This window comes from Sphingobacterium sp. UBA3549 (assembly GCF_002376635.1).
Classification (GTDB): domain Bacteria; phylum Bacteroidota; class Bacteroidia; order Sphingobacteriales; family Sphingobacteriaceae; genus Sphingobacterium.
Window position 1 is genome coordinate 64,571 of the sequence record NZ_DFOE01000017.1, and the last position, 26,945, is coordinate 91,515.

Consider the following 26,945-nt stretch of genomic DNA (forward strand, 5'->3'; position numbering starts at 1 on the left):
ATAAATATGTTTAATATTAAAAAACTTACAGGTAGCATTCTTTTTCTATGCGCTATTCATGCAGCTATGGCGCAGCAGCCCTCACCGGTTGATTTTGTGAATCCTCTGATCGGTACCGAATCGAAGTATGAATTGTCTAACGGGAATACCTATCCTGCGATCGCAAGGCCATGGGGTATGAATTTCTGGACACCACAGACGGGCAAGATGGGAGACGGCTGGGTATATACTTACACTGCAGATAAAATCAAAGGGTTCAAGCAAACCCATCAACCAAGCCCTTGGAATAATGATTATGGGCAGTTTTCAATCATGCCTGTCACGGGAACTCCGCAATTTGATCAGGAGAAACGAGCAAGCTGGTTTTCACATAAAGCCGAAATTGCAAAACCTTACTATTATAGTGTTTATCTCGCAGATCACGATGTAACAACTGAATTGTCTCCGTCGCAACGAGCGGCAATCTTCCAGTTTACCTTTCCTAAAACAGATAGTGCTTATGTTATCGTCGATGCCTTTGATAAGGGCTCTTATATTAAAGTAATTCCTCAGGAAAATAAGATCATCGGTTATTCAACAAAGAATAGCGGCGGCGTTCCGGACAATTTTAAAAATTATTTCGTCGTTACTTTTGATAAACCTTTTTCCTACAAAGCTGCTGTTAAAAGCGGCGCGATAAGAACAGATGAATTGGAAATTCAGGATAATCACGCCGGAGCAGTCGTTGGCTTCCCTTCCCTAAAGAGAGGCGAGAAAGTCATTGCTCGGATCGCTTCCTCTTTTATAAGTTTTGAACAGGCAGAAATTAATTTGAAAGAAGTTGAGTCGAAGACATTTCAACAGGTTATTGACGAAGGTAAAGCACAGTGGAATGACGTTCTGGGACGTGTACAAGTTGAAGACCATAATATTGACAGGCTGCGTACATTTTATTCCTGTCTGTACCGATCAACACTTTTCCCTAGAGATTTTTCGGAGATCGACGCAAGGGGTAACCGTATTCACTATAGCCCCTACAATGGCCAGGTGTTACCTGGAGAAATGTTTACAGATACAGGTTTTTGGGACACATTCCGCAGTTTATTTCCGCTATTGAATTTATTATACCCTTCTATGAACGATCGTATGCAAGAAGGCTTGGTAAATGCTTATAAAGAGAGCGGTTATCTTCCTGAGTGGGCTTCGCCAGGACACCGCGCATCGATGATTGGAAACAATTCTGCGTCTATTGTCGCGGATGCGTTAATTACTGGTCGGAAGGGATATGATAAAGAGTTATTGTGGGAAGCATTGAAACATGGCGCCAATAATGCCTATCCCAAACACACATCTACTGGCCGTTTTGGTTATGAATACTATAACAAATTAGGCTATATACCCGCCGATGTAAAGGTCGACCAAAATGTAGCGCGTTCGCTGGAGTATGCGTATAACGACTGGTGTATCTATGAGTTTGGTAAAATGTTGGGTAAACCCCAGGCGGAAACAGCTATTTATGCCAAACGGGCAATGAACTATAGAAATCTGTTTGATCCAAGTACTAAACTGATGCGCGGAAAAAATGCCGACGGTTCATTCGTTCCCAATTTTGACCCGAGTGCTTGGTCAAGAGAATATACGGAAGGAAATGCTTGGCATTGGAGTTTTTGTGTATTCCACGATCCTCAAGGTTTAATTGATTTAATGGGTGGTAATAAGTCATTTGTATCCATGTTGGATACCGTATTTGTTATTCCGAGTTATGAGGGGATGAAGAGTCGCGGTATGATACACGAAATGCGTGAGATGCAGGTGATGAATATGGGGCAGTATGCGCATGGTAATCAGCCGATTCAACATATGCCCTACCTCTATAATTATGCTGCAGAGCCATGGAAAGCACAATATTGGGTACGCAAAATAATGGATAAACTCTATTTGCCCACACCGGATGGCTATTGTGGAGACGAAGACAATGGGCAGACCTCGGCGTGGTATGTTTTTTCTTCATTGGGATTTTATCCCGTCTCACCCGGATCAGGAGAATATGTGATCGGTTCTCCACAATTTGATAAGGTGACCCTAAGTCTTGAAAACGGTAAAAAAGTGCTGATTGAAGCGAAGCAAAAGGAGGGAAATCAGGTTTATGTGGACCAACTTTCCTGGAATGGAAAACCTTATGACAGGAATTATATCCGTTATAAAGACTTACTGCAGGGCGCCAACCTTCAGTTCAAAATGAGCGATGCCCCAAATAAAAATAGAGGTACAAAAAAAGAGGACGCTCCGTATTCCTTTAGTCGTGAAAAGATAAATAAGTGATAAAATTGCTACAGCAATAAGTTCGCTAATCCTTAATCTATACGAAAATTTAGCACTTCATTGAACGTTAAAAGTTCTTAACAATCGATGAAAATTGAGTTGTATTTGAAAACCATGATAGTTAATTTTGAGGCTGTCATGGTTTTTTTACATGAATACAATAATCTTGGGTATTTAAAATCATACCTTTGTGGTTCTTAATTAGAATATGTTAGGTAAAATATTTCATTTATTAATACTCTTTGCATACCTTAATTTGTTGACGTATGATTCTTTCTCGTCGGCAACGGGACAGGTTGTGCATGCGGGTGAGACTATTGTGGAGTATTTTTTAGATGATGTATTGGATTTGGATCCTATTCAATCTTCCCATGAGGAAAAAGTGCTGTTGCAGGACGATTATCGCATATTTGCCGTCAATAGTCAAGTGTTACCAATATTCATTTTTGTTTTCGGTATTGTTTTTACCGCTTTATGCTTTGCAAAGGATGACGAACATCCTTTTTACCGTTCTAAAACCATCTGTCGGCCGGGTTACTATCGGTTCCTATACCGGTTTCGACCGTTCTAACTATTTTCTATTTATCTTTTCATTTAAAGCTACATTTCATTAAAGTTGAAAAGTATGACAGTTTTTGTGCGTCATACGACCGAGGTTATAGCGTACAACTCAGACTTGATGAAGTTATCGTAGTCCCTTTGCTTACATGATCCCTTCAGTCATTGAAATTTAATGGCTAGCAAGAGAATTTAACATTTTACATTTTATTATCGTTTGAAATACCCATGTCTGGTAAACGCCTACATGGATGAAAATTAATTGGGTATTCCATAGTGACCACTAAAAAGAAGATTATTTCCCTATGAACAAATTACGGATACTGTGCCTTTTACTTGGTGCGGTTGGGATGCTGGCATCATGCCGCTCCTCTAATGCTAACGCTGATCAGAAAGAAGAACTCAAAAATATCCCTGTTGCATCTTTGATGGTGATGGACACCACTGTTTACCAGGAGTATATTGCTGATGTTCAAGCCTTAAAAAACGTCGAGATTCGCTCTAAACTGAATGGATTTTTGGATAAAATCTATGTTGATGAAGGCGTCTGGGTAAAGAAAGGACAGCTATTATTTAAATATAATAATGAGGAATACCGTTCAGAATTAGCCAAAGCCAAAGCACAGTATGATAATGCTATTGCCGAATCTCAAAAGATAAAACTGGAGATGGAACGAACTCAAAAATTGGTTGACAAGAATATTGTGAGCCCTTCGGAGTATAATCTATTAAAGATTCAGCTAAAAGCGTCCAATTCTAAAATAGAGGAAGCTCGTGCGTTGGTTAATCAGGCACAGACAAGATTGGATTATACGGTTATACGGGCTCCTTTTGACGGCCGTATAGACCGTATTTTACTACGTGAGGGATCTCTTTTGACCGAAGGAAGTTTGATAACAACAATCTCTGACCTCAGCAAAGTGAATGTTTATTTTGATATTTCTGAACGGGAGTATCTAGCACTTATGCGCGATAAGCTGAATGGCAAAGAAACGCAAAAGTCGGTGAAATTAATTTTAGCCAATGGTGAGCTTTATCCACATGAAGGAATTGCGCATCTTGTTGAAAGTGAGTTTGAAGCCAATACAGGATCGATTGCCCTTCGGGTCCAATTCCCAAATGCCGAACATATCCTAAAACACGGTGCAACTGGTAAGATCGCGGTACCTATGGAGACAGGAGAGCACACTTTTGTACATCAAAAATCAGTATTTGAGATTCAGGATAAGACCTATGTGTATACACTACAGGCAGATAGTACCGTTAAAATGACACCTTTTAGTGCAGGCCCCCGTGTGGGCCATTATTACATTGTGGACGGAGGTTTGGATTCCAATGCCAAAGTTGTTTATGAAGGAGTGCAAGGACTGCGGAGTGGAATGAAGATTAATCCAAAAATGAGGAAATTGTAGCGGAGGATAGATTATGTTTGAAACATTTATAAAACGGCCTATACTGTCGTTGGTTATTTCGGTGTTTATTACACTTTTGGGTCTGTTGGCCTTATTTACATTGCCCATTACACAATTTCCGGATATTGTTCCACCTTCTGTAGTCGTCAATGCCAATTACACAGGAGCTAACGCCGAAGTGAGTACAAATGCAGTTGCTATTCCTTTAGAAAAGGCAATTAACGGTGTTGCAGGGATGACTTACATGAACTCGGTGTCTACCAATAACGGGAGCACAGTGATTCAGATCTTTTTCGAAGTCGGCACGGATCCAGATATCGCTGCTGTAAACGTACAAAATCGCGTTACAACAGTATTGGATGAACTACCCGAGGAAGTAATTAAAGCAGGGGTTACTACAGAGAAAGAGGTCAATTCGATGTTGATGTATCTGAATGTTTTTACGGACGATGAAACGGCAGATGAAAGATTCATTTACAACTTCGCGGACATTAACATTCTAAAGGAACTTAAACGTATTGAGGGGGTTGGACTTGCTCAGATTATGGGGATGCGCGACTATGCGATGCGTGTTTGGGTTAAGCCTGACCGTATGGCAGCTTATAATATTTCTGCTGAGGAGGTGGTTGCTGCATTACGCAAACAGAATATAGAGGCCGCGCCAGGTCAAACAGGTATCAGCTCGGATAAAATGCGTAATATGCAACAATATGTTTTGCGTTATCCGGGTAAATTCACTGAAATTGAGGAATATGCTAACGTTCCTATTCGCGCCACGGCAAATGGCTCCATTATTCGTATAAAAGACGTTGCCGATGTTGAATTTGGCTCATTAGATTACGAAATGGTGTCAAAGACCGATGGTCGGCCCTCGGCTTCCATCATGTTAAAGCAATTGCCTGGATCAAACGCACAGGAGGTTATTCAGCGTGTGAAGGATCGGATGGCAGAGCTGAAACAGACCCAGTTCCCGACCGGCATGACCTATACGATGGGATATGATGTGTCGCGGTTTTTGGATGCTTCAATATCCTCTGTTATCAAAACCTTATTAGAGGCATTCCTTTTGGTTTTTATTGTGGTATTTATCTTTTTGCAAGATTTTAGAGCCACAATTATCCCTATTTTGGCCGTGCCCGTGTGTTTGATTGGCGCACTATTTTGTATGCAGATGCTCGGTTTCTCCATCAATCTGTTGACCTTATTTGCATTGGTATTGGCGATAGGAATTGTGGTAGATAATGGTATTGTTGTCGTGGAAGCTGTGTATGCCAAAATGGAAGAGGAACATCTCCAACCCATGGAGGCAACATTGGAAGCCATGAAAGAAGTTGGTGGTGCCGTTGTGGCCATCACCTTAGTTATGTCGGCTGTTTTTGTTCCAGTAGCCTTTCTTTCAGGACCGGTCGGAATATTTTATCGTCAATTTTCGCTGACACTCGCAGCAGCTATTGTTATTTCTGGAATCAACGCTTTAACATTGACTCCTGCGTTGTGTGCACTTTTCCTAAAATCGCCACACGACCGTAAACCAACGAATAACTGGTTGGACCGTTTCTTTAAAAAATTCAACCAAATCTATGATAAAACAGCCTTTGGCTATAAAGGTATTTTGGTAAAAACGAGTGCAAGGCGCGGACTGACACTTCTTTTGTTGGGAGGATTTTTTGTAGCAACTTGGGGCAGTAGTGCCATCTTACCCTCTGGATTTATTCCAACAGAAGATCAAGGGATGATCTATGTCGCGGTAACGACACCGCCGGGTGCAACTGTAGACCGCACAGAACGCGTTTTGGATAAAATTGACTCCGTATCAAGAAAGCTTGATATTGTTGAAACTGTTTCTACCTTGTCAGGATATAGTATTGGCACCGAAGTATCAGGAGCTTCCTACGGAATGGGTATGATTAACCTTAAGCCTTGGAAAGAGCGGGACCAGACTGTCGATGATGTCATTAAGGAGCTACGCGATAAAACCAAGGATTTTGCTGATGCACAGATTGATTTCTTTCCGCCGCCAACGGTGCCGGGATTTGGTAATTCGTCGGGTTTTGAGTTGCGACTTTTGGATCGAAGTGGTAATGAGGATCTCAATAAAACGGCGGAGGTGCTGCAGAAGTTTATGGACGATATGGAGAAAAGCGAGGTCCTTCAGGATATCAGCTCCAGCTTTGATGTGAACTTCCCGCAATATATGCTGAAGGTTGACTACGATATGGCTGCAAAAAAGGGGATATCAGTAGAAAATGCTATGAATACCCTGCAGACCTTGATGGGAAGTCTTTATGCAACAAACTTTATTCGCTATGGACAAATGTATAAAGTGATGGTTCAGGCTGGCCCCGAATATCGCCAACGGCCAGAAGATGTATTGCGCCTATATGTAAAGAATGAGACAGGTGAGATGGTACCTTACAATGCCTTTATTTCCATGGAAAGAATTTATGGGCCTGAACAAATAACGCGTTATAATATGTTTAGTTCAGCCATGATCACAGGGCAGTCTTCAGCAGGTTTCAGCTCAGGTCAAGCCATTGAAGAAGTGGAGAAAATTGCTTCTTCTTTGCCGCAAGGCTATAGTATTGAATGGTCGGGTATGACCCGTGAGCAAAAGATTTCTGGAAACCAGGCTTTGTATATTTTTGCCCTATGTCTTCTATTTGTCTACCTGTTGTTATGTGCGCAGTATGAAAGCTTTCTGTTGCCTTTACCGGTTCTCCTCTGTCTTCCGGCAGGGATCTTTGGTGCATTTATTTTCTTGAAAGTCTTCGGATTGGAAAACAATATTTATGCGCAGGTAGCATTGGTGATGCTGATTGGTTTGTTGGGTAAGAACGCTATCCTGATTGTGGAATATGCCAATTTGAAATATAAGCAGGGAATGGATATCGTGACAGCTTCAATTGAAGGAGCGGTAGCCCGTTTGCGTCCCATATTAATGACTTCCTTTGCATTTATAGCAGGTTTGATTCCTTTAATGATGGCCAGTGGAGCCGGAGCATTGGGCAATCGGAGTATTGGTACCGCTGCGGTAGGCGGGATGCTTATCGGAACCATACTTGGGATTCTTGTCATCCCTGGATTAGTGATTTTATTTTCAAAAAAGGATAATAAGAAACAAGTGGTCAAACAAGCGTCTTTAGTCATAGCCGCACTTATTTTATTGGGTAGTTGTTCGGTGCCTAAAAAGGCCCATCAGCCCGAGAAAGTAAATGTACCGACCTCATTTTCCAAAAACATTTCGCCGGATAGTTTAAATGTAGGCCGCAGGTCCTGGAAGGAAATCTTTAGGGATCCAAAATTAGTTTCTCTGATTGATTCTGCTTTGCTGAATAATATGGATATTCGTCAATCGATCTTGCGACTGGAATCTGCACAAGCTTATTTTAAACAGCGTAAGGCGGCATTAGGGCCAACCGTTGAAGCTGCAGTGGAAGGTGGAATACGGAAATATGGACATTATACAGAATCGGGAATAGGTAACTACGATTCAAATTTTTCGGAAAACCTGAAAAGTGATGAAAAATTGCCTGAGCCCTTTATTCCAGATTATTTTATAGGACTTCGCTCCTCCTGGGAGATTGACCTTTGGGGAAAGTTGAAGAGCCAAAAACAAGCAGCTTATTTTGGCTTTTTAGCTGAACAGGAAGGTAAGCGCCTTTTAGAAACAGAGCTGGTCTCCAATATTGCCACGGCTTATTATGAACTGATAGCGTTGGACCAAAAAATAAAGGTATACGATCGGAATATTGCCTTGCATAAAAATGCATTAGAAGTTGTTGAGGTAAAAAAGGATGCTGGTTATGCAACAGAATTATCTGTACAGCAATTTAAGGCTTTATTAGCCAACTCCAAAGCGGCCAAGGAGCAGTTACTTCAAGAGATAGCTTTGTGGGAACATCATATCAATGGATTACTGGGACGCTTTTATCAACCGATTGTAAGAAGTACCTATACCGAAAATGCAGATTTATATCATGCCATGCAATTTGGTACACCAGATGACCTCGTGAATCAACGTCCGGATATTAAAGCTGCCTATCTCAAGGTGATTGCATCGTCAAACAGCCAAGAAGCTTCACGTCTGGCATTTCTACCTTCTGTTGCAATAAGTCCATTTGTAGGATTACAGAGCTTTAGCTTTGGTAAGCTATTTAACTTGGATAGATCTATTGCTTATAATCTTTTTGGCGGTATCACACTTCCTTTATTTAATCAAAGACAGCTTAAAACGCAGTATGAGATTGCTAAAGCAGACTATGGAATAGCATTTGTGGACTATGAAAAAACGGTTTTAAATGCTTACAATGAGGTTTCTAATGTAATTATGACGCAAGAGGCAATCGTCAAACGACGTAATTTCGTAGATGAGCATGTTCAGGCATTGGAATTATCTATTGAAGCTGCCCAAGAGCTGTTTATTGCCGGGAGGGTGTCATCATTGGATGTTGTGACGGCTCAAAAAGAATCTTTGGAAGCCCAAGTTGGAAAAGTGGAGCTGGAGAAAGAGAGTACGTTAAACCAGATTCTACTCTATAAAGCCCTAGGAGGGGGCTGGCAATAAGATTTTTATTTCAATAGGAAAACTATTTTTCATGCGATAAAGAATTAACTTGTTAATTCTTGGACCCAAAAAGGTCAGGGAAAGAGGCCGTCGTGAGACGTCCTCTTTTTTTTCTGATAGTCCTTCATGTTAGAGGGTAGAAAGAACATTAAGTTTGTTGTCATTGCTAATGGTCGCTGCAAAGTCATGCATGTTTTGTAGTTATTTTTATGTAGTTTAGGCAACAGAATGTTGAACCGATTTAGTATGTTGCAGCGCATTTTTCTTTTCCTACTTTTCTTTCATTTTAGTATTTACCTATCTGCCCAAGTGACTTCGGATAGTATTGGCGTTTTACAACGTTTGGAATATTTAATGGACAACCAAAAGATTTACGTCAAAAATCGTGAAGATAAGCTGGAAAAACTGAAACAAGAAGCAAAAGCTCTCGAAAGTAATCCTGCTGAATTTTTGAAGAAAAACTACGAAATCTTTGAAAATTATAAGAAATTTGATTCTGACGCAGCACTTTCTTATATTTTACTGTGTCAAAAACTGGCTCCGCTAGATAATGATTCTTTACAGGCAGTGATTCATCTCGATTTGGCATGGGTATATTCCACTATCGGAAGATACATCGAAGCCGCACAATTATTGAAGCAAGTCGAGTCAGCTCATCTTGGCAGGGATCTCCTGGCAAAGTATTATGATACCTACAGCTCTTTCTATAGCCATTATGGTCAGAGCAATAATCGATCAGAGTATTATCAGGCAAGTGAAAAGTACCGTGATTCATTGTTGACGGTACTGCCAAAGTCTTCCTTGGAATATCGTACCACCATTGCCATAAAAACGTTGTTCAACGGTAATCGTGAGGATGCTAAAAGACAACTGTTAATGCTTTGGAATGAAAACAAGAAGGATGTTGAGCAGCGCGCCCTGATAGCGTATTTTATGGGACTCATATATAAGTATGAGAAGGATATAAAAAGTCAAATCTATTATCTTTCCATATCGGCGAGTGCTGATATTGAAATGGCTAATCGTGACAACGCATCTTTTCACGACCTCGCCCTAACATATTATGATCAGCAAGATTTTGACCGAGCTTTTCAGTTTATCGAAAAAGCAATTGACGATGCAATGTTATGTAAAGTCCGGTATCGGATTATCGAAGGTACCTCTTCATATCCTATCATCAATGCAGCCTATCAGCAGAAAATCAGTAGTCAAAATAAGCAGTTGGTTGGCTTAGTTGTTATCGTCAGTATTTTATTGATTGGTGTCATCATTGCACTCCTTATTATTTATAGACAGGTGCAACATTTGCGAAGAATACGATCACAGCTTTCAGCAACAAATCAGCAGCTTCGATCATTAAATAAAGAAATTAATCAGACTAACCTTAAATTATCGGAATCCAACCACATCAAAGAAGAGTATATTGCTCAATTTTTTGATATGTGCTCCAGCTATATCGATAAAATGGAAGATATTAGAAAGGTTTTATTAAAGAAAGCTACAAATCAACAATGGGATGCTCTTCGTGAGCAGTTGAAGTCAACACAAATGGAGGAACGGGAGGTAAAACAACTGTATGTTAATTTTGATCGTATTTTCTTAAACTTATATCCAACCTTTGTTGATGAATTCAATGCTTTGCTCCAGGAGGACGAGAAGATATACCCCAAAAAGACAGAGCTGTTAAATACCGAACTTCGCATCTTTGCCTTAATTCGATTGGGCATTGATGATTCGGTAAAGATTGCAAGCTTCCTGCGTTATTCTCTTCGGACTGTTTATAATTATAGAACAAAGGTACGTAATAAAGCTGCCGGAAATCGGGACGCCTTTGAAGCTGCTGTCTGCCAGATTGCGGTAATTGACCGTGCGTAGACGCAGTTTTCTATACCGAAAAACAGTTGATAATTCGATTCTTTCGCTTATTTAGGTACTTTTTAAAGCGCTCTGGTTTTTGTATTAATCTTATTATTAGGTTGTTGTGTTTTTTAACCGGTACTTTTTAAGTACTCGCTCTTTTTTCTGTATCAAGGCGACCTTAGTTTTGTTTTGAGCAATGAAGCAGGGGAAACTCATTGCCATTTTTGGAATAACCAAAAGATGAAACAATAACCAATTTTTTATTTCATATGATTTACTTTACACGAAAAGTTGCCTTTTCTATGGGGTTGGCTTTCCTGTTCACCTTGATGAATTTGGTGTTTGCCCAAGACCGGATCCAAATCAGTGGACGTGTCCTGGATGCCAATGATCAGAAACCACTTTCTGGGGTAACCATTACACAGAAGGGAAGTAGCAATGCAGTCTCCAGTAACGGAGATGGGCGTTTTCAAATGTCAGCTAGTACGGGCAGTACACTCCAATTTACATTTGTTGGATACGATACCAAAGAAGTGCCTGCCAATAGTACCATGGTGGTCCAATTAAACTCTTCTACCAATGTGCTTGAGGACGTCATTGTAATCGGTTATGGTAGTGTGAAAAGAAAAGACGTGACAACTGCAATTTCTTCTGTCTCTACCAAAGATCTAGAGAAGAGACCCGTTACTAATTTTGGCCAAGCTATTCAAGGCAAAGCGGCCGGGGTAACTGTTATTCAGCCGAGTGGTCAACCAGGTGCAGCACCTCAAATACAAATTCGCGGAATAACATCTTTTAATAGCAATACTACTCCTTTGTATGTCGTTGATGGGGTTCCTGTTGAGGATATTAAATTCTTGTCACCAAATGATATAGTGGATATCCAAATTCTAAAGGACGCTTCATCCGGCGCCATTTATGGTTCTCGCGGTTCGAATGGCGTTATTTTAGTAACGACCAAGTCCGGTAAAGCTGGTGAAGCAAAAATAACGCTTGGAACACAATGGACAGCCAATGTTGTCAATAACACTGTCCAGGTTTTAAATACCAGCCAATACAAAGATTTACAGGATGAGATCGGCCTAGTCAATCTTCCGGAAGGATTGTTGGATCAGACCGACTGGTTTAAAGAGACCTACAAAACAGGGATTCAGCAAAACCATCAAATATCAATTTCGGATGGTAATGAGAAAATCCGTTACTATCTGGGTGGCGGTTATTTGAATGAAAAAGGGACATTACAAGGCTCGTTCTTTAGACGGTATAATTTCCGTGCTAATATTGACAATCAGGTTCGAAAATGGTTAAAGGTCAATGCGAATATCAATTATTCGGATAACAATGATAATGGCATTACCTCGGGCTTGGGATCTAATCGTGGCGGTGTTGTTACCTCCGTGATTACAACACCCACTTATGCGCCGGTATGGGATCTAGCAAATCCGGATCGATTCTATAATAATTTCTATGGGATCAGCAACATCACCAGTCCTTTGGAAAACTTAGCGCGGACAAAAAATAATAATAACCGAGAAAATCGGATTGTCGCCACAGGAAGTGCATTGGTTTCTTTTATGCCCAACTTCACTTGGAAAACTTCGTTTTCATTCGATCGAAGATCGGGCATTATGACTACCTTCCTGGATCCTTGGACCACAGCATGGGGAAGAAATCAATTTGGCGAGGCCTCCGACATGCGTAATACAAACACCGTATTAACTTGGGATAATATCTTAACGTATAGCAAAAGCTTTGGTAAGCATAATCTGGAAGCAATGGGTGGTTCTTCCTGGACAGATTCTAAGTACGCTAGAAGTGAGATTTTTGGCTCAAACTATGCAAATGGCATCATTGAAACGCTGAATGCTGCCAATAAGATTTCTTGGGACAGGACAGGATCTACGGCATCAAACTGGGGAATTATGTCCTATTTTGCTCGCGCCATGTATAATTATGATGGCAAGTATTTAGTGACTGCGAATATGCGTGCAGACGGTTCGTCGAAGCTTAGCCCAGAACACCGTTGGGGATATTTTCCATCGGTTTCGGCTGCATGGAGAATTTCTTCGGAAGACTTTATGAAAGATATTGCCTGGATTAATGATTTTAAAATTCGCGGTGGATGGGGACAAACGGGTAACCAATACGGATTAGGCGATTATGCGTATCTGCAATTAAGCGGTATCCAGCGTCAACAGTGGTTTGTCGAAGGAAAAGAAAATTCATTGCCCAATATCAACAAACCAACAATCTTACGAGCGAAAGACCTGACTTGGGAAACAACAAGTACCACCAGCATAGGTTTTGATATCACCATGTTGAGCAATAGATTAACCGTCAGTGCAGATTATTACAACAAGGATACCAAAGATCTTTTAATGAATGCAAGTCTACCTGCAGGACAGCAAGCAAACACGATCCAGAGAAATGGCGGCCGTCTGAACAACCATGGTTTTGAATTTGCGGTGAATTCAAAGAATCTGACCGGGAATTTAACTTGGAACACAGATTTTAATATTTCTTTCAACAGAAATAAACTACAGCAATTGGATTTACAACAGGTGTATTATGATGTCAAGACAAACGATTATGTCAATGACTTCGTGGTAAAAAATGAGCCGGGGAGATCGCTTGCAGGATTCTACGGTTATCTATCAGATGGTGTAAATCCTGAAACGGGTGAACTCATGTATCGTGACCTGAATGACGATGGTAAGATTTCATCAAGCGACCGTACCTATATCGGTAATCCGCTTCCAAAGTTTGTGTACGGTATGACAAACAGCTTCTCTTATAAGAATTTCGATCTAAGTATATTCATTCAGGGGACTTATGGCAATGATATCTTCAATGCCAGTCGTATGGAAACAGAAGGAATGTATGACGGTCGCAATCAAACAACAGTGGTATTGGATCGTTGGCGGATACCTGGACAAATTACGCATGTTCCAAAAGCAGGTTTCGATATGAAAAACTCAAGCTATTTCGTCGAAGATGGCAGTTATCTGCGCATGAAAAATGTTTCTTTGGGTTATTCTATCACGCCTGAAAAACTGAAACGGATTGGTATCAACAAAATTCAGCCTTATCTATCCGTAAGTAATCTATTTACCTTGACCAAATATTCGGGCATGGATCCGGAAGTAAACCAATATTCTGGCGGATCCGATGCTAGAATCCAAGGTATTGATTGGGGAACCTATCCGCAGAATCGTTCATTTGTTTTAGGTCTTAATATTGAGTTTTAATTGTCTGTATCATGAAAAAATATATAAGTAATACGCTTTCTTTGCTAACGGGCTCTTTGTTTTTATTTTCCTGTTCGCTGAATCGTGATCCGCTTTCGGATTATTCGGATGTGAGTCAGGGTAAAACAGAGACAGGAACACAGGTTGTTTTTAAAAATAGGACCGAAGTGGAAACCTATTTGGCTGGAATATATCAACAGATGAAAGATCGACAAGAGCATTGGTACCTCGACCTGCTCTTGATTGGAGATTCGCACGCCGACAATTCCTATGCTGGAACGACCGGAGCGGAAGTTTTACCTTTTGAGAACAATTCTATTGAAGGTTCTAATTCTGTCGTTGACCGCGATTGGGGAAGATACCTGGAAGACGTTGGACGCGCAAATCGCTTGATCATTTATGTGGATAGTGTCGCCGATAAATCGCTGAGCGATACAGATATTAGAACGTATAAGGCACAAGCAAAACTATTCAGAGCATTGGCCATGTTTGATATGGTCCGTATATTCGGATCGATCCCTGTGATTACCACCATTGCCCCCGATATTACCGGAGATAATGTCAATGAAGTTTATCCACAGTATTTTCCAAAACAAGCTACCGAAGAAGAAGCTTATAAGCAGATTGAAAGGGATCTGCTAGATGGATTGGCTGATGCACCTACTAACAATAACGGCAATAAGACCTTATTTACTAAATCCGTAGCGCGTGCTATGTTGGCAAAGATCTATGCCGAAAAACCAATTCGGGATTATGGTAAAGTCGTTCAATTTGTTGATGCCCTGACTGCAGATGGCTTTGACCTAAATCCTAATTACTCAGATTTGTATGCGATGAACGCAAGCAATACGGATCTTGCACAACGTAATACGAAAGAATCTATTTTAGAAGCACAGTTTACAGCTGGAGGCGGTAATTGGGCCACCTGGATGTTTGGACGTGATTTGTCCAATTATGATAATAACTTTACCTGGGCAAAATGGGTAACTCCGTCTCGGGATTTGATACAGACCTATACGAATGAGGGAGATCAAATTCGTTTGGGCCAATCGATCGTTTATTATTCAACAACCTGGAGTAATTATTATCCTTCAAATAATTACCCATTCATGTTTAAGTTGCGGTCTGCATTTAATAGTATTGTTAAACTTCGTTACGCTGATCTATTGTTGTTGAAAGCAGAAGCATTAATTCAACAGGGATCAGATTTATCTGGAGCTGCCGACATTATAGACAAAATTCGTACGCGCGTTAAACTGCCTAAATTATCTGCAGCGGTACGTTCAAATAAGGATGCTTTATTGGATGCTTATTTGAAAGAGCGCCGACTAGAATTGGCTTTCGAAGGACAGCGTTGGTTTGATCTTGTGCGCTTAGACAAGGTAGAGCCAGTTATGAATGCTGTTTATGCAAAAGACGCAGGGAGAAAAGCTCAGGTATACCCTTTTACAAAAAACTCTTACCGCCTGCCGATCCCGCAACCAAAAATTGATCAGAACCCTAACCTCGTTCAGAATCCAGGCTATTAATTGATTTAACAATGGGAAGTCCCTTCCGATGGACGGGAAAAAAAACTAACAGATGAAACGCAATAATAAAAAAACTATGATATATACATTCTTGTTGTCCTGTCTCGTGACGGCAACATCTTGTAACCGTGACAGCTATACACCTTCACAAGGTGAAGATATTAAAAAAAGTGGTGATGTTACCATTTATACCACGACAGGCAGTCGGTCTTTGGATTTTGGAAAGCGCTTTGTTGATTTCAGCTCCAAATTTAATATGTCGCCCAATACAATTACGTTAGATCCAGCGAAGAAATTTCAGACTATGGATGGCTTCGGCGCAGCAATTACAGGTTCTACATGCTATAATCTAATGAAAATGAGTAAGGAAGATCGAACAAAATTTCTTACAGAGACTTTTTCCGATAAAGATGGGATGGGCATGAATTACATTCGTATTGCTATTGGATGCTCCGACTTTTCGTTGAGTGAATACACCTGCTGGGACAAGCAAGGGAAAGAAAATTTCGGCATGCAGATGGAAGAAACCCAATATATCATTCCGGTACTTAAAGAGATACTTGCTATCAATCCATCTATAAAGATCATGGGCTCACCTTGGACTCCACCGAAATGGATGAAAGTTAACAACCTGACTGATTTAAAGCCTTTTGATTCCTGGACTAGCGGACAGCTAAATCCAAAATATTACCAGGATTATGGTTGGTATTTCGTGCAATGGATCCAGGCAATGAAGAAAGAAGGCATTAATATTTATTCGATTACTGTTCAAAATGAGCCTTTGAATAGGAAGAATTCCGCGTCGCTTTATATGTCATGGCAAGAACAACAAGCTTTTGTAAAACAATCTTTAGGGCCACAATTAAAAGCAGCAAACCTGTCGACAAAAATCTATGCATTTGATCATAATTATAACTATGATGATATTGCTGATCAGACTGATTATCCTGTGAAGATTTATAACGATGCCGAAGCAGCCTCATTCTTTGCAGGAGCGGCGTACCACAACTATGGTGGTGATAAAGCAGAGCTAATAGATATCCATAATCAACGTCCGGATAAAGAACTGGTCTTTACAGAAACATCCATTGGGGAATGGAATGATGGCCGGAATCTTGAAAAACGTTTGATGGAAGATATGCGTGAAGTCGCCATTGGCACAGTTAACAATTGGAGTAAGGGTGTAATTGTCTGGAATCTGATGTTAGATACCGAAAAAGGACCGAATCGGGAGGGCGGCTGTCAGACATGTTATGGAGCTGTAGATATCAGTAAGGCGAATTATAAAAATATAACACGCAATTCGCACTATTATATTGTTGGTCATCTTTCTGCGGTGGTCAAATCAGGAGCGATACGGATTGGCACTTCTGGGTATACTGCGGAAGGCTTGGTTTATACGGCGTTTCAAAATACAGATGGAACCTATGCTGTCGTTTTATTAAATGACTCAGGCGATAGCCGCAAAATCACATTGGCTGACGGTAAAAATCATTTTAGCTATGATGTGCCAGCAAAGGCGGTTGTTTCTTACCGCTGGACTTATTAATTGGAGGACGATAAACCCTAAGCGCTATCTTGCCGATAGCGCATAAATTATGAATAAATGAAAAGATACTTCATCAATCTACTCTTGGCAACTGCTGCTCTTGCCGCAGTAAGTTCCTGTAAAAAGGATGAAAAATATACCTATCAGGTAGGGGATCCTAAAATCGAATTGAAATCACCTATCTCATCCGCAAATTTTGGTGATAGCCTAGAATTCCAAGTACACGTTTCCGATAACGAAGTTGCACTCTCTACGGTTAAAGCCCAGTTGTATTTTACAGATGACAAGGTAACAGAGACCGTGATCCGTACCAAAGAAAACGGAGACTACGCTGGAAAGATTTATGTTCCATTCCTGAAAGGTATTCCCGACGGAAAAGCAACATTAAAATTTGTTTTGCAGAATATAAGCCAGAAAACGAGCGAACAGTCTTTTGACCTAAGCCTCAGCAGACCTGACTTTCCGTATTTAACCTTGGTCACCGAATCCAAGTCCTATCGAATGGAAAAGGTAGGACGTAATCAATATGCAGCAAAAGAAAACTTTCCTGCAGAAGTAAAAGGCTATATCCAAGCGCCAAAAGTTGGTTCACAAGGAAATGCAATGAATTTTGGTTGGGTCAATAATGTTATTAATTTAGGTTCTACTGCCGAAATTCCATTCTCGAATTCGACTTCTGGTGTATATCCGATTCAATTTAATACATTGACCTTTCAGGCTTCTCCGTTTATTGTTGTTCTACTCAATGGATCGCAGTTTAGCCGACTAGATGATAAGCATTCCAAAGTTGAAATCGAGCTCGCGCAAGGAAAAGCGACAACCTTCGAAGGGATTGCGGATCTGCAAAATTGGTGGATTGATCCAGATTACTTTGCTCAAGCGGCCGATGGAACTCTTTCGTTTAAAGGAGCAACCGGGAAATACCGTGTTACCGCAGACTTTAACTTAAAATACTTTGTGGTTGAGGCGATGACAGGTAATGATTTGGCAAAACTACAAGATGACGGAACTGGTGCCATCTGGATTATTGGCGAAGGAATTGGAAAACCTAAGGTATCCAGTAATCAGGTAGGCTGGAATACGGATAAAGCGCTTTGTTTGGTTCCATTAGGTAATAAGAAATATCAGATAACGGTTAAGGCCGGAGAGTCCATAAATTCTGATAACATCAACTTCAAATTTTTCCATCAAAAAGGATGGGGAGGTGAATTTGGAGGTGCGGACATCACAACTACAAGTGATATTGTATTTGTGGGGGATGGCAATAATGGACGTGACTCGGGTAATCTTGGTATAAAAACCGGTAAAGTATTAGAATCAGGTAAGACTTATATTTTCACGCTGGATTTGACTGCCGGGAATAAGAAGGCTGTGTTGACCGTAGCAGCGAAATAAAATAAAACGAGTTTTGGAATTCCTGGGCAGTTTTTTTGCCCAGGAATTTTTATCTAAGCTTAACTTATTTGATAGATTTTAAGTCTTTCGGACCATTCCTATATAACAGTTGGACGATAGCAAGGAAAGTCCGTATCACACTGTGAAAATCCGATGATATGCTTTTTAGGAAAATAGAGCTAATCTATGAATAGAAGAGATCAACTAACTGTTTCGCTTCTTTTACATCATGTACACGTAGAATTTGTACGCCTCTTTCGAGCAGTAATGTATTCAAAGCGGTAGTACCGTTTAACGCTTCCTGGGCTGTGATCCCGATTTTTTTATAGATCATGGATTTGCGGGATATTCCGCCCAAAATTGGTAATTCGAAGTAGTGAAGTTCATTGACACGATAAAGCAACTCATAGTTCTGTTCGGCTGTCTTGGCAAAGCCAAAGCCTGGATCAAGAATAATGTCTTTCACCCCCATACTTCTTAGCACGGCGATGCGCTCACCCAAAAACGTGGCAACATCCGTTACAATATCTGTGTAGTCTGTTTTTTCCTGCATATTTTCGGGAATACCGCGCATATGCATAAGAATGTAAGGAACCTGGTATTTGGCTACTGTAGCAAACATATTATCGTCGAGTGTACCACCAGATACATCATTAATGATGTGAACGCCTGCTTCAACCGCTGCAGCTGCAACGTCGGCCCTGAAGGTATCAATCGATAAAATGGCGTCAGGAAACGCCGCTTTAATTGCTCGAATTGGGGGTAGAGCTCGATCCATTTCCTCCTGTGATGAAATTAATGGTGCGCCTGGACGTGAAGAATAGGCGCCAATATCGAGAATTTGAGCTCCCTCAAGCAATAACTCCTTTGCTTTCCCTACCGCACGTTCAACGGTCGTATTATCGCCACCATCGTAAAAAGAATCCGGAGTCACATTGAGTATGCCCATAATAATGGGCGTATCGAAGGTCATTAAGGTGCCATCGACTAGTATGGATTGACAGGGTGATGTTTGAAATCTTTTCATCGGAACAACGACAGCGTAAGCGTATACAACTTTATTTTACAACCAAAACACCATCAGCAATAATGCTTATGTCTTTTTTGGGTTGTGTAATTTGATCTATTTCAGCCTGTGATTTGCCAAGATCCTTTGCGGCATTTTGTAAAGATGCGACGGAAACTTCTTTTTTCTTTGCGCTCCCCTCCACGACAACCGTCTTACCGACAATGTTCGATGGCATAAAAAAACCATAGTCTTTAAAACGCACGGTAATAGGCTCTTGTCCGTCACGTTGTAAGGTCATGAAACAACCCTTTTTCTTACACACTTCTACCACCTTACCCGTTATCTTTCCATGGAAAGCATTCTTTTGTGTAAGCTCCTTTTCAAGCTTTGCCACTGAAATCGCATTGGAAGCAGAAATTTCTTTCCCATATTTTACTCCGGGCTTGGCTGCTGGAATATCCTTTTGTTGCCCGAATGAAAAGCGAGTGACGACAATGGCCAAAACAAGAAATAAAAAGATCTTTTTCATATTATTTTCTAATAAATTCGAATTTACCACTTGGGTCTAGTTTCATAACGGTAGATGATTTTCCATCTGTTGCTACATTCCTGTCGTAAGCGACAATATAGTCGACTCCAGCTTTAATGGTGTCAGCGATTTCATCAAAATCTTTTGCTGTAGGTTCACCGCTGATATTGGCCGAAGTGGAGATTATGGGTTTGCGAAAGCGTTGTAACAGCTGCTCACAAAAAGGATGTTTGACAATTCGAATGCCAATAGATCCGTCTTCCGCTATTGCATTGGGAGCAAGATTTTTGGCATTCGAATAAACAATTGTCAAAGGCTTTTCTGTGTATTCAATAAGTTGATAAGCGACTTCGGGAATCTCATTGACATAACTCGCCAGTTGATTGTCATTATGTAATAAGACTATCAGACTTTTAGATTTGTCTCTTCCTTTCAGTTGAAAGACTTTTTCTACCGCTTCAGGATTGGTAGCATCGCAGCCTATTCCCCAAATTGTATCCGTTGGGTAAAGGATCAGTCCACCATTTTTTAGCGTTTCCAAAGCCTTATTCAAATCTTCTCGATCTACGAATCCACTCATCTTTAATTTTCTATGCTAATTTTAATTTTAAACCGCAACATTGTGTTCACGTAAAGCGTCGTTTAATGAAGTCTTTTTGTCCGTAGACTCTTTGCGTTGTCCAATAATCAGGGCACAAGGAACCTGATATTCTCCAGCTGCAAATTTTTTCGTATACGATCCTGGAATAACAACAGAGCGGGCAGGCACATAACCTTTATATTCTACTGGCTCAGATCCAGTCACATCAATAATTTTTGTCGAGGCTGTTAGTACAACATTGGCACCTAATACGGCTTCCTTTTCTACGCGAATACCTTCGACTACAATCGCTCTTGATCCGATGAAAACATTGTCTTCAATAATAACCGGAGCTGCTTGTACAGGTTCCAATACACCACCAATGCCAACGCCACCACTCAAATGTACATGTTTGCCGATCTGAGCGCAAGAGCCGACAGTTGCCCATGTGTCCACCATCGTACCTTCGTCTACATAAGCACCAATATTAACATAAGAAGGCATCATAATAACCCCTTTAGCCAAATAAGCACCTAAACGAGCCGATGCCCCGGGTACAACACGCACGCCCGTATGCTTATAGTCTGTTTTGAGTTTCATCTTATCATGAAATACAAAAGGCCCAGCAGTCATTTCACGCATGTCATTAATAGGAAAGTACAAAATAACAGCTTTCTTGATCCAATCGTTCACGTGCCATCTGGTGCCAATCATTTCGGCGACGCGAATTTCACCGCTATCTAATTTCATGATGACCGTACGAATCGCTTCCGTATATTCTTTATATTCTAATAATTGCCTATCTTCCCAAGCTTCCTCAATCAGTTTTTTAAGTGGCTCTACCATATTATTTTTTTGCTTATTTGAATTAGTTTATTTTGATGTACAAACTTAGATAAAGTTGGACTTAAAAGCAACTTTATCCATTGTTCCTTGCGTTATACTTTCCAGATACCAACAGCGTACCAATTTATGATCAGCTCTTCACCGTACCCACAGTGTGCGCGCAGCGAGTTCACGTTGAATCCACCTGTTGAAGGTGCATTCACCATGCAATGCTCGTTTTAACAGTCCGCTTGCAATGAGGAGTTGACGTTTGGTTGGTGAGCGATTGAATAGGAGAAGGTTGATAATTGAACTCAGGTGTATGGATATTTTCTATAATTTCTTTTGGTTGTAATGGTTCTAAAAATAGCTATTTTTGTACTATGGCTGGAACATCAGAAAAATTAAGAATTGATAAATATTTGTGGTCAATTCGTTTATTTAAAACCAGAACCTTGGCGACCGAGGCGTGCAAGGCTGGAAGAGTTAAATTAAAAGGACAGAATATAAAACCATCTTACGAAGTAAAGTTAGGCGATGTATATCACGTTCAAAAAGGTATTGAGCGTAAAATCGTGCTTGTGACCGGCCTGCTGGACCGTCGTGTGGATGCAAAGACTGCTGTGCAATTCTACGAGGATCAAACTCCTGTTGAAGAGACGGTTGGATATAAATCTATGTTTCACGCTCCTGTCCTCAAAAGAGATCGTGGTACCGGTCGGCCTACTAAAAAGGACCGTCGGGAAATCGATGATCTGCAATCTTCAGAATGGTGGGAAAAGGACGATGAAATAAAAAATCCAGAACCAAAAAAATAGCTGTTTATTTTGATGGAATCCAAAAAGAATCCGACATGGACTATACTATTAGATTGCCACTAAGTATTTTTCGATCTCATCAAATTGGATATCGCCATGTGAAGCATCGTATATACTGTCTTTTCCTTTAATAATCAATATTTGAGGAGATTGATGTTCTACATTCCAGCGTTGAGCAATCTCATTCGAAAGAGAACGGTAGCGCAATAGGTCTAAGAGATAAATCGTATAATCGTGGTCTGATAGCGCAGACATTCGTTCAAGACTGCGTTTAGCCATATTACTGATACCACATGTTGTGCTATGTTTAAAAATAGCTGCAACTTTATCCGATTGATATAGTTCTTGTAGCTGTTCTTCTGTGTTTAATGCTATCCAATTGATCATAATTCTGTGAATTTTTTTTGTTCTACTTGTACAAAAGATGAAATAGAGGAGAATAGACAACTTCTCTGTTCGTTCGTTGTGCAATTGAATAGGCTTGGTAAACGTATACCGTCGCCGATCTCCTTATAATTGCTCACTTCATATGTAATTTTTTCTCCCTTATCTGTGTATTCATAACGCGCGATTTCCCCTGTATTTTGATCGATGTAAAGCAATCCGGCAATCCTGGTCCCAAAAATGGGGGTTGAAGAAAGGATATTGGATATCGTTAATTTTTGTCCTGCGCTAAAGCTTTCTTTCTGGTTTTTGAGCTGCACATTCTTCTGTCCAATGAGGGTGGGTAAAAGGAGCAAATTAAAATCCAAAAAGAGTTGGCTTTTGATTGATTTCTTAAGCTCTGCCTCGTCTGTGGATAAATTTCCGCCAATAAAGAGCTTATCACCCCCAGGGTTTTTAAAATTAAATAGGTAAGTCACTTGGTCTGTTCCTGTATACCCATCAAATCGACACGCTCCCGTTGTCCGATTGAACAAGAATTTTCGTTCCTCGTTAGCTAATTGGTCTGAAATGTTATTCCCTTTTGCAGAGAATGCTAAATACTGTAACGAATCCCACTTTTCTTGACCGCCAATACTTTGCCAAATCTGTTTATGTAGACTATCCTCTTGCGCTATTAAATTCAACTGACAGAACAAGGTCAGGATAACGATACTGAATACGTTCGATAATATTTTCATAACCCTATTTTTTTAAGAAACAATCATCAAGTGGACTATGCAAAAATTAAAGATACTCCACTTCATCATTGCATTATTTTCTGTGAGACTGGCGATTGTTCCGCTTACTTTATCCATGTGAGCCCATCAACGACAATTTATTCTGATGAAAAATAAAAATCGATTAATAAGATAATAGCATATTTTATTAATCGATTGATCACAAATGGAAGTACCTTACTTTAAACTATGTTCAATAAATACTTTCATCATTGACGTGTAAGTATAAGTAGGCAAAATTGATACCAAATTAGAATTTTTTGGCAATATGAGCCATTTGTATCGCTGTAATAGCAGCTTCTTCACCTTTATTCCCGTGCTTTCCACCTGCACGATCCAATGCCTGTTGGAGGTTGTCTGTTGTTAATACACCAAAAATTGCTGGCTTATTATATTTGAGCCCTACATTAGCAATGCCATTTGCAACTGCATCGCAGATGAAATCAAAATGTCTTGTTTCGCCCTGGATGACGCAACCTAAACAAATAACTGCGTCAAAACCCTGATTTCTCATTGCCAGATCCGCTCCTGAAATTAATTCAAAACTTCCAGGTACCTCTATAATTTGGATATTTTCTTCTTCAGCGCCATGCTCCTCCAGGCCCTTTATTGCACCATTCAATAATGCACCTGTAATTTCTGCATTCCATTGTGCAACAACGATTGCGAATTTGAATGGACTTGCATCCGCGACTTGGATATGCGAGAAGTCTGATAAATTTTTAATGCTACTTGCCATAATAGGAGCAAAGATAGTGTTTTAGATGGTCACAAAAAAAGAGGCTATCAAATAGCCTCTTTTTTTTGTGACATTGTATCGCTTATAAATGTGCCTGTACGCGACCTAATAAGCCGTCAATGGTAGCGGCCTCTTGGCTTTCAGGGAAATCTGTCTTAATCTTTTTGTAGGCAGTCTCTGCACCTTTGTAATCATTTTGTGCTTCATAAACAAGGCCTAATTTTTTTAAAAAGAGCGGTGTTGTGTAAGAATTGCTCGATTTTTCGGAAGCCTGTTTATAGTAATCAGCAGCTTTTTTGTAGTCTTTTAACTCTGAATATGCATCACCTGTTAAACCAATTACCAAAGGGTCAAGAATTTGGCTTCCAGTAGGAGAATATTTTTCAAGAGCTTTTACAGCCTCTTCGAATTTACCTTGGCGCAAATACAATCCCCCTAAATAAGCATTCGCTATATTTGCCGATTTTGTATTCGAATATTCATCCGCAATTTGTTTAAATCCAAGAAATGCACCATCCCCCATGATTGCTTTATTTTGCAAAGAATCAATTGTGGCAAGCTGTTCAGCTTTATACATACGGTTCGAAGCTTCCTCTGCTCTCGGATCTAGATACAGCTTTTGATATCCAAAATAAAGTAAGATCAATACAACGATACCACCTAAAATGAACACTACGCTTTTTTGGTTATCTTGGAAAAACGATCCTTTTGAAGGTTTGAAACCTTGATTTGTATTATTTGTGTTTTTAGACATTACTAATCAGTAAAATATGGATTGCAAAAATACACTTTTCGAGCAAAAATACAAGTTTTTTGCAATTTTAAAGTGAATTAAGTTTAGTTTTCTGACTTATTTGATAATTCGATTTCTCGATCCAGTTGCTCGTAGATCGAATTTTTGCTTTTGAATTCGGGTACAATGATTTTCATTTGGTACACCACTTCGTTTTTGTTTTGCGTTGCCAATCGTTGCTGCAGCTCTTCTATCTTCATGAGCACGATGTCGTAATTATTTTCTCTCACCTTAGCAATCATAATTTTTTCATGATGAGTCGGTAGGGTATTTTCTAGATCATTTAATAATTCCTCATACAACTTTTCTCCGGGACGCAATCCCGTAAACTTTATTTCAATATCTTCATTTGGCTTAAATCCTGAAAGACGAATCATTTTTTTAGCTAACTCGACTATTTTTACAGATTTTCCCATATCGAAGACAAAGATTTCGCCACCTTGTCCCATTGTTCCAGCCTCAAGAACCAATCGGCATGCTTCGGGAATGGTCATAAAATATCGTGTAATTTCTGGATGAGTAACCGTTACAGGGCCACCTTTTTGAATTTGATCTCTGAATCGTGGAATTACAGAACCATTTGAACCCAGTACGTTTCCAAAGCGTGTCGTAATAAATTTAGTATGGATACTTTCTTGCAATGATGCTTCCAAATGATTGTTCAACGACTGGACGTAAATTTCAGCAATTCGTTTCGTTGCCCCCATAATATTGGTGGGATTGACCGCTTTGTCTGTAGAGACGAAAACAAATTTTTCAACTTGAAATTCAACAGCTAAATCAGCAAGATTTTTTGTTCCCATCACATTCGTTTGTACCGCTTCCAATGGATGGTTTTCCATCATCGGCACATGTTTATAGGCTGCTGCGTGATAGACATAGTGTGGTTTGAACGTTTCAAAAAGTAATTGCATTCTTTTTGTACTTCGGACATCGGCTATGTACGTATGATATACTTGATTTGGAAATTCATCTTGAAGATCGAGTTGGAGATTATGTAAGGGGGACTCCGCCTGGTCACACAGTATAATCATCTGCGGTTCGTATCTTCCCAATTGGGTTGCGATCTCACTTCCTATAGAGCCTGCAGCACCAGTGACTAATATCCTTTTGCCTTTCGTTTGACTAAGGATGTGATCATCGTTGATCTTTATAGGTGCCCTTTCCAATAAATCTTCAATTTTTATTTTTTGGATCTGATTGGGATTAAGGTCGCCATTCATAATTTTCTTAACTGGGGGCAGCGTTAAAATATTAACATTTTTTTCCAGCGCGACGTCAGTGATTTCATTTTTGCGGTCCGAAGGAATATTATGGGAAGCAATAATGACCTCCTCGACATTTAACGTTTTGATCAGGTGGCTGAACTTCTGCGAAGAATATATCTTCGTTCCATCAATGACCTTATTTATTTTTTGTTCATTATCATCTAAAAATCCGACAATGGCATTTTTGGATCTTACATCATGGTCTAATGTTCTTTTTACAGCAATTCCCAAGTCGCCTGCTCCATAGATCAGCGTTTTTTTTCTGGAGCCACTAGCTTTTTTTGTGTATAGGAAAAAAATCTTAATAATCGTTCTATAGACTGTTAAGATTAGAAATGAAAAGAGTGCAAAGAAAATAATGAGGGCAGTTGGGATATTACGCTCGATCTCATTTGCTTGGATTATTATTTTTATAACAAGGAGAATGAAAACACTAAATGTTATCGTCGATAATATACGTATGGAATCGATCGCACTTGTGTAACGAACTATTCCGGTATACATTTTAAAAAGGTAGAATGAAAAAGAGCATACACCTATAAATAAAATATAACGTATACTAAAATCAATGTCAAGCAAAAAAGCGAAGTCAAAATCATAGTAAATGACATTTGCGAGCAGATAGGCGATGGATACGCTAAAGATGTCCAATAAAAAAATGATCCACCGCGGCACTATATTTACTTTACTGAGCATGGTATTATATCTGATTAATTTAGACAAATGTAGATAAATTTGTTTCATTCCAAAGGTGTGCCAAACCAAATTTATCTTCGTTTGATAAGATTGATTATTTATTGTAATT

The 26,945-nt window shown here is 39.9% G+C and carries 19 protein-coding genes; 10 read left to right on the forward strand and 9 right to left on the reverse strand.

Annotation, left to right across the window (positions count from 1 at the left end; genetic code table 11):
- The first annotated feature begins 6 nt into the window (after positions 1-6).
- The 9 genes from B2W36_RS09015 to B2W36_RS09055 all read left to right on the forward strand — a co-directional run bounded on the left by B2W36_RS09015 (position 7) and on the right by B2W36_RS09055 (position 18,416).
- Positions 7-2,301: a GH92 family glycosyl hydrolase gene (locus B2W36_RS09015; RefSeq protein WP_293887543.1), complete on the forward strand. Its 2,295-nt coding sequence runs from the start codon at positions 7-9 to the stop codon at positions 2,299-2,301.
- 208 nt (positions 2,302-2,509) lie between these two features.
- On the forward strand, positions 2,510-2,872 hold the full coding sequence (locus B2W36_RS09020; protein ID WP_209577455.1) for a hypothetical protein: 363 nt from the start codon (positions 2,510-2,512) through the stop codon (positions 2,870-2,872).
- Between the two features lie 292 nt (positions 2,873-3,164).
- Positions 3,165-4,271 (forward strand): efflux RND transporter periplasmic adaptor subunit, encoded by a 1,107-nt coding sequence (locus tag B2W36_RS09025; protein ID WP_209577457.1) that lies wholly within the window; start codon positions 3,165-3,167, stop codon positions 4,269-4,271.
- 13 nt (positions 4,272-4,284) lie between these two features.
- Positions 4,285-8,835, forward strand: a complete 4,551-nt coding sequence (locus B2W36_RS09030) for an efflux RND transporter permease subunit (RefSeq protein ID WP_293887544.1) — start codon at positions 4,285-4,287, stop codon at positions 8,833-8,835.
- A gap of 228 nt (positions 8,836-9,063) precedes the next feature.
- On the forward strand, positions 9,064-10,710 hold the full coding sequence (locus B2W36_RS09035) for a DUF6377 domain-containing protein (RefSeq protein WP_293887545.1): 1,647 nt from the start codon (positions 9,064-9,066) through the stop codon (positions 10,708-10,710).
- 254 nt (positions 10,711-10,964) lie between these two features.
- On the forward strand, positions 10,965-13,943 hold the full coding sequence (locus B2W36_RS09040; RefSeq protein WP_293882560.1) for a SusC/RagA family TonB-linked outer membrane protein: 2,979 nt from the start codon (positions 10,965-10,967) through the stop codon (positions 13,941-13,943).
- 11 nt (positions 13,944-13,954) lie between these two features.
- A complete protein-coding gene (locus B2W36_RS09045) occupies positions 13,955-15,472 on the forward strand; it encodes a RagB/SusD family nutrient uptake outer membrane protein (RefSeq protein ID WP_293882563.1) in 1,518 nt (505 codons plus the stop codon).
- A gap of 76 nt (positions 15,473-15,548) precedes the next feature.
- Positions 15,549-17,021 (forward strand): glycoside hydrolase family 30 protein, encoded by a 1,473-nt coding sequence (locus B2W36_RS09050; protein WP_293882565.1) that lies wholly within the window; start codon positions 15,549-15,551, stop codon positions 17,019-17,021.
- A 57-nt stretch (positions 17,022-17,078) separates the two neighbouring features.
- Entirely contained in the window at positions 17,079-18,416 is a 1,338-nt protein-coding gene (locus B2W36_RS09055; RefSeq protein ID WP_293882567.1) for a DUF5125 domain-containing protein, read from the forward strand.
- Positions 18,417-18,600: 184 nt separating this feature from the next.
- On the opposite strand, the gene folP is transcribed toward B2W36_RS09055, so the two are convergent.
- Genes folP through B2W36_RS09075 form a run of 4 tightly spaced genes read right to left on the reverse strand, consistent with a single transcriptional unit; the run spans position 18,601 to position 21,380 of the window.
- On the reverse strand, positions 18,601-19,443 hold the full coding sequence (gene folP / locus B2W36_RS09060; protein WP_293882569.1) for a dihydropteroate synthase: 843 nt from the start codon (positions 19,441-19,443) through the stop codon (positions 18,601-18,603).
- A gap of 31 nt (positions 19,444-19,474) precedes the next feature.
- Positions 19,475-19,954, reverse strand: a complete 480-nt coding sequence (locus B2W36_RS09065; protein WP_293887546.1) for a DUF4920 domain-containing protein — start codon at positions 19,952-19,954, stop codon at positions 19,475-19,477.
- Between the two features lies 1 nt (position 19,955).
- Positions 19,956-20,534 carry an L-threonylcarbamoyladenylate synthase gene (locus tag B2W36_RS09070; RefSeq protein ID WP_293882574.1) on the reverse strand — a complete coding sequence of 193 codons (579 nt, stop codon included), beginning with the start codon at positions 20,532-20,534 and terminating at the stop codon, positions 19,956-19,958.
- 27 nt (positions 20,535-20,561) lie between these two features.
- Positions 20,562-21,380 carry a 2,3,4,5-tetrahydropyridine-2,6-dicarboxylate N-succinyltransferase gene (locus tag B2W36_RS09075; protein WP_293882576.1) on the reverse strand — a complete coding sequence of 273 codons (819 nt, stop codon included), beginning with the start codon at positions 21,378-21,380 and terminating at the stop codon, positions 20,562-20,564.
- Between the two features lie 362 nt (positions 21,381-21,742).
- Here B2W36_RS09075 and B2W36_RS09080 point away from each other — a divergent pair, with 362 nt between their 5' ends.
- Positions 21,743-22,177 carry an RNA-binding S4 domain-containing protein gene (locus tag B2W36_RS09080; RefSeq protein WP_293882578.1) on the forward strand — a complete coding sequence of 145 codons (435 nt, stop codon included), beginning with the start codon at positions 21,743-21,745 and terminating at the stop codon, positions 22,175-22,177.
- Positions 22,178-22,225: 48 nt separating this feature from the next.
- Here B2W36_RS09080 and ytxJ read toward each other — a convergent pair whose 3' ends face one another.
- The 5 genes from ytxJ to B2W36_RS09105 form a co-directional block, all read right to left on the reverse strand.
- Complete coding sequence (gene ytxJ, locus B2W36_RS09085; RefSeq protein WP_293882580.1) at positions 22,226-22,564, reverse strand: bacillithiol system redox-active protein YtxJ; 339 nt, start codon at positions 22,562-22,564, stop codon at positions 22,226-22,228.
- On the reverse strand, positions 22,561-23,301 hold the full coding sequence (locus B2W36_RS09090; protein WP_293882583.1) for a hypothetical protein: 741 nt from the start codon (positions 23,299-23,301) through the stop codon (positions 22,561-22,563). Before B2W36_RS09090 ends, ytxJ begins: the two co-directional genes overlap by 4 nt.
- 289 nt (positions 23,302-23,590) lie before the next feature.
- Complete coding sequence (ribH, locus tag B2W36_RS09095; protein WP_293882586.1) at positions 23,591-24,079, reverse strand: 6,7-dimethyl-8-ribityllumazine synthase; 489 nt, start codon at positions 24,077-24,079, stop codon at positions 23,591-23,593.
- Positions 24,080-24,161: 82 nt separating this feature from the next.
- Positions 24,162-24,656, reverse strand: coding sequence for a tetratricopeptide repeat protein (locus B2W36_RS09100; protein WP_349676343.1), 495 nt, complete (start codon positions 24,654-24,656; stop codon positions 24,162-24,164).
- Between the two features lie 260 nt (positions 24,657-24,916).
- Positions 24,917-26,836, reverse strand: coding sequence for a polysaccharide biosynthesis protein (locus B2W36_RS09105; RefSeq protein ID WP_293887547.1), 1,920 nt, complete (start codon positions 26,834-26,836; stop codon positions 24,917-24,919).
- Positions 26,837-26,945 lie beyond the last annotated feature (109 nt).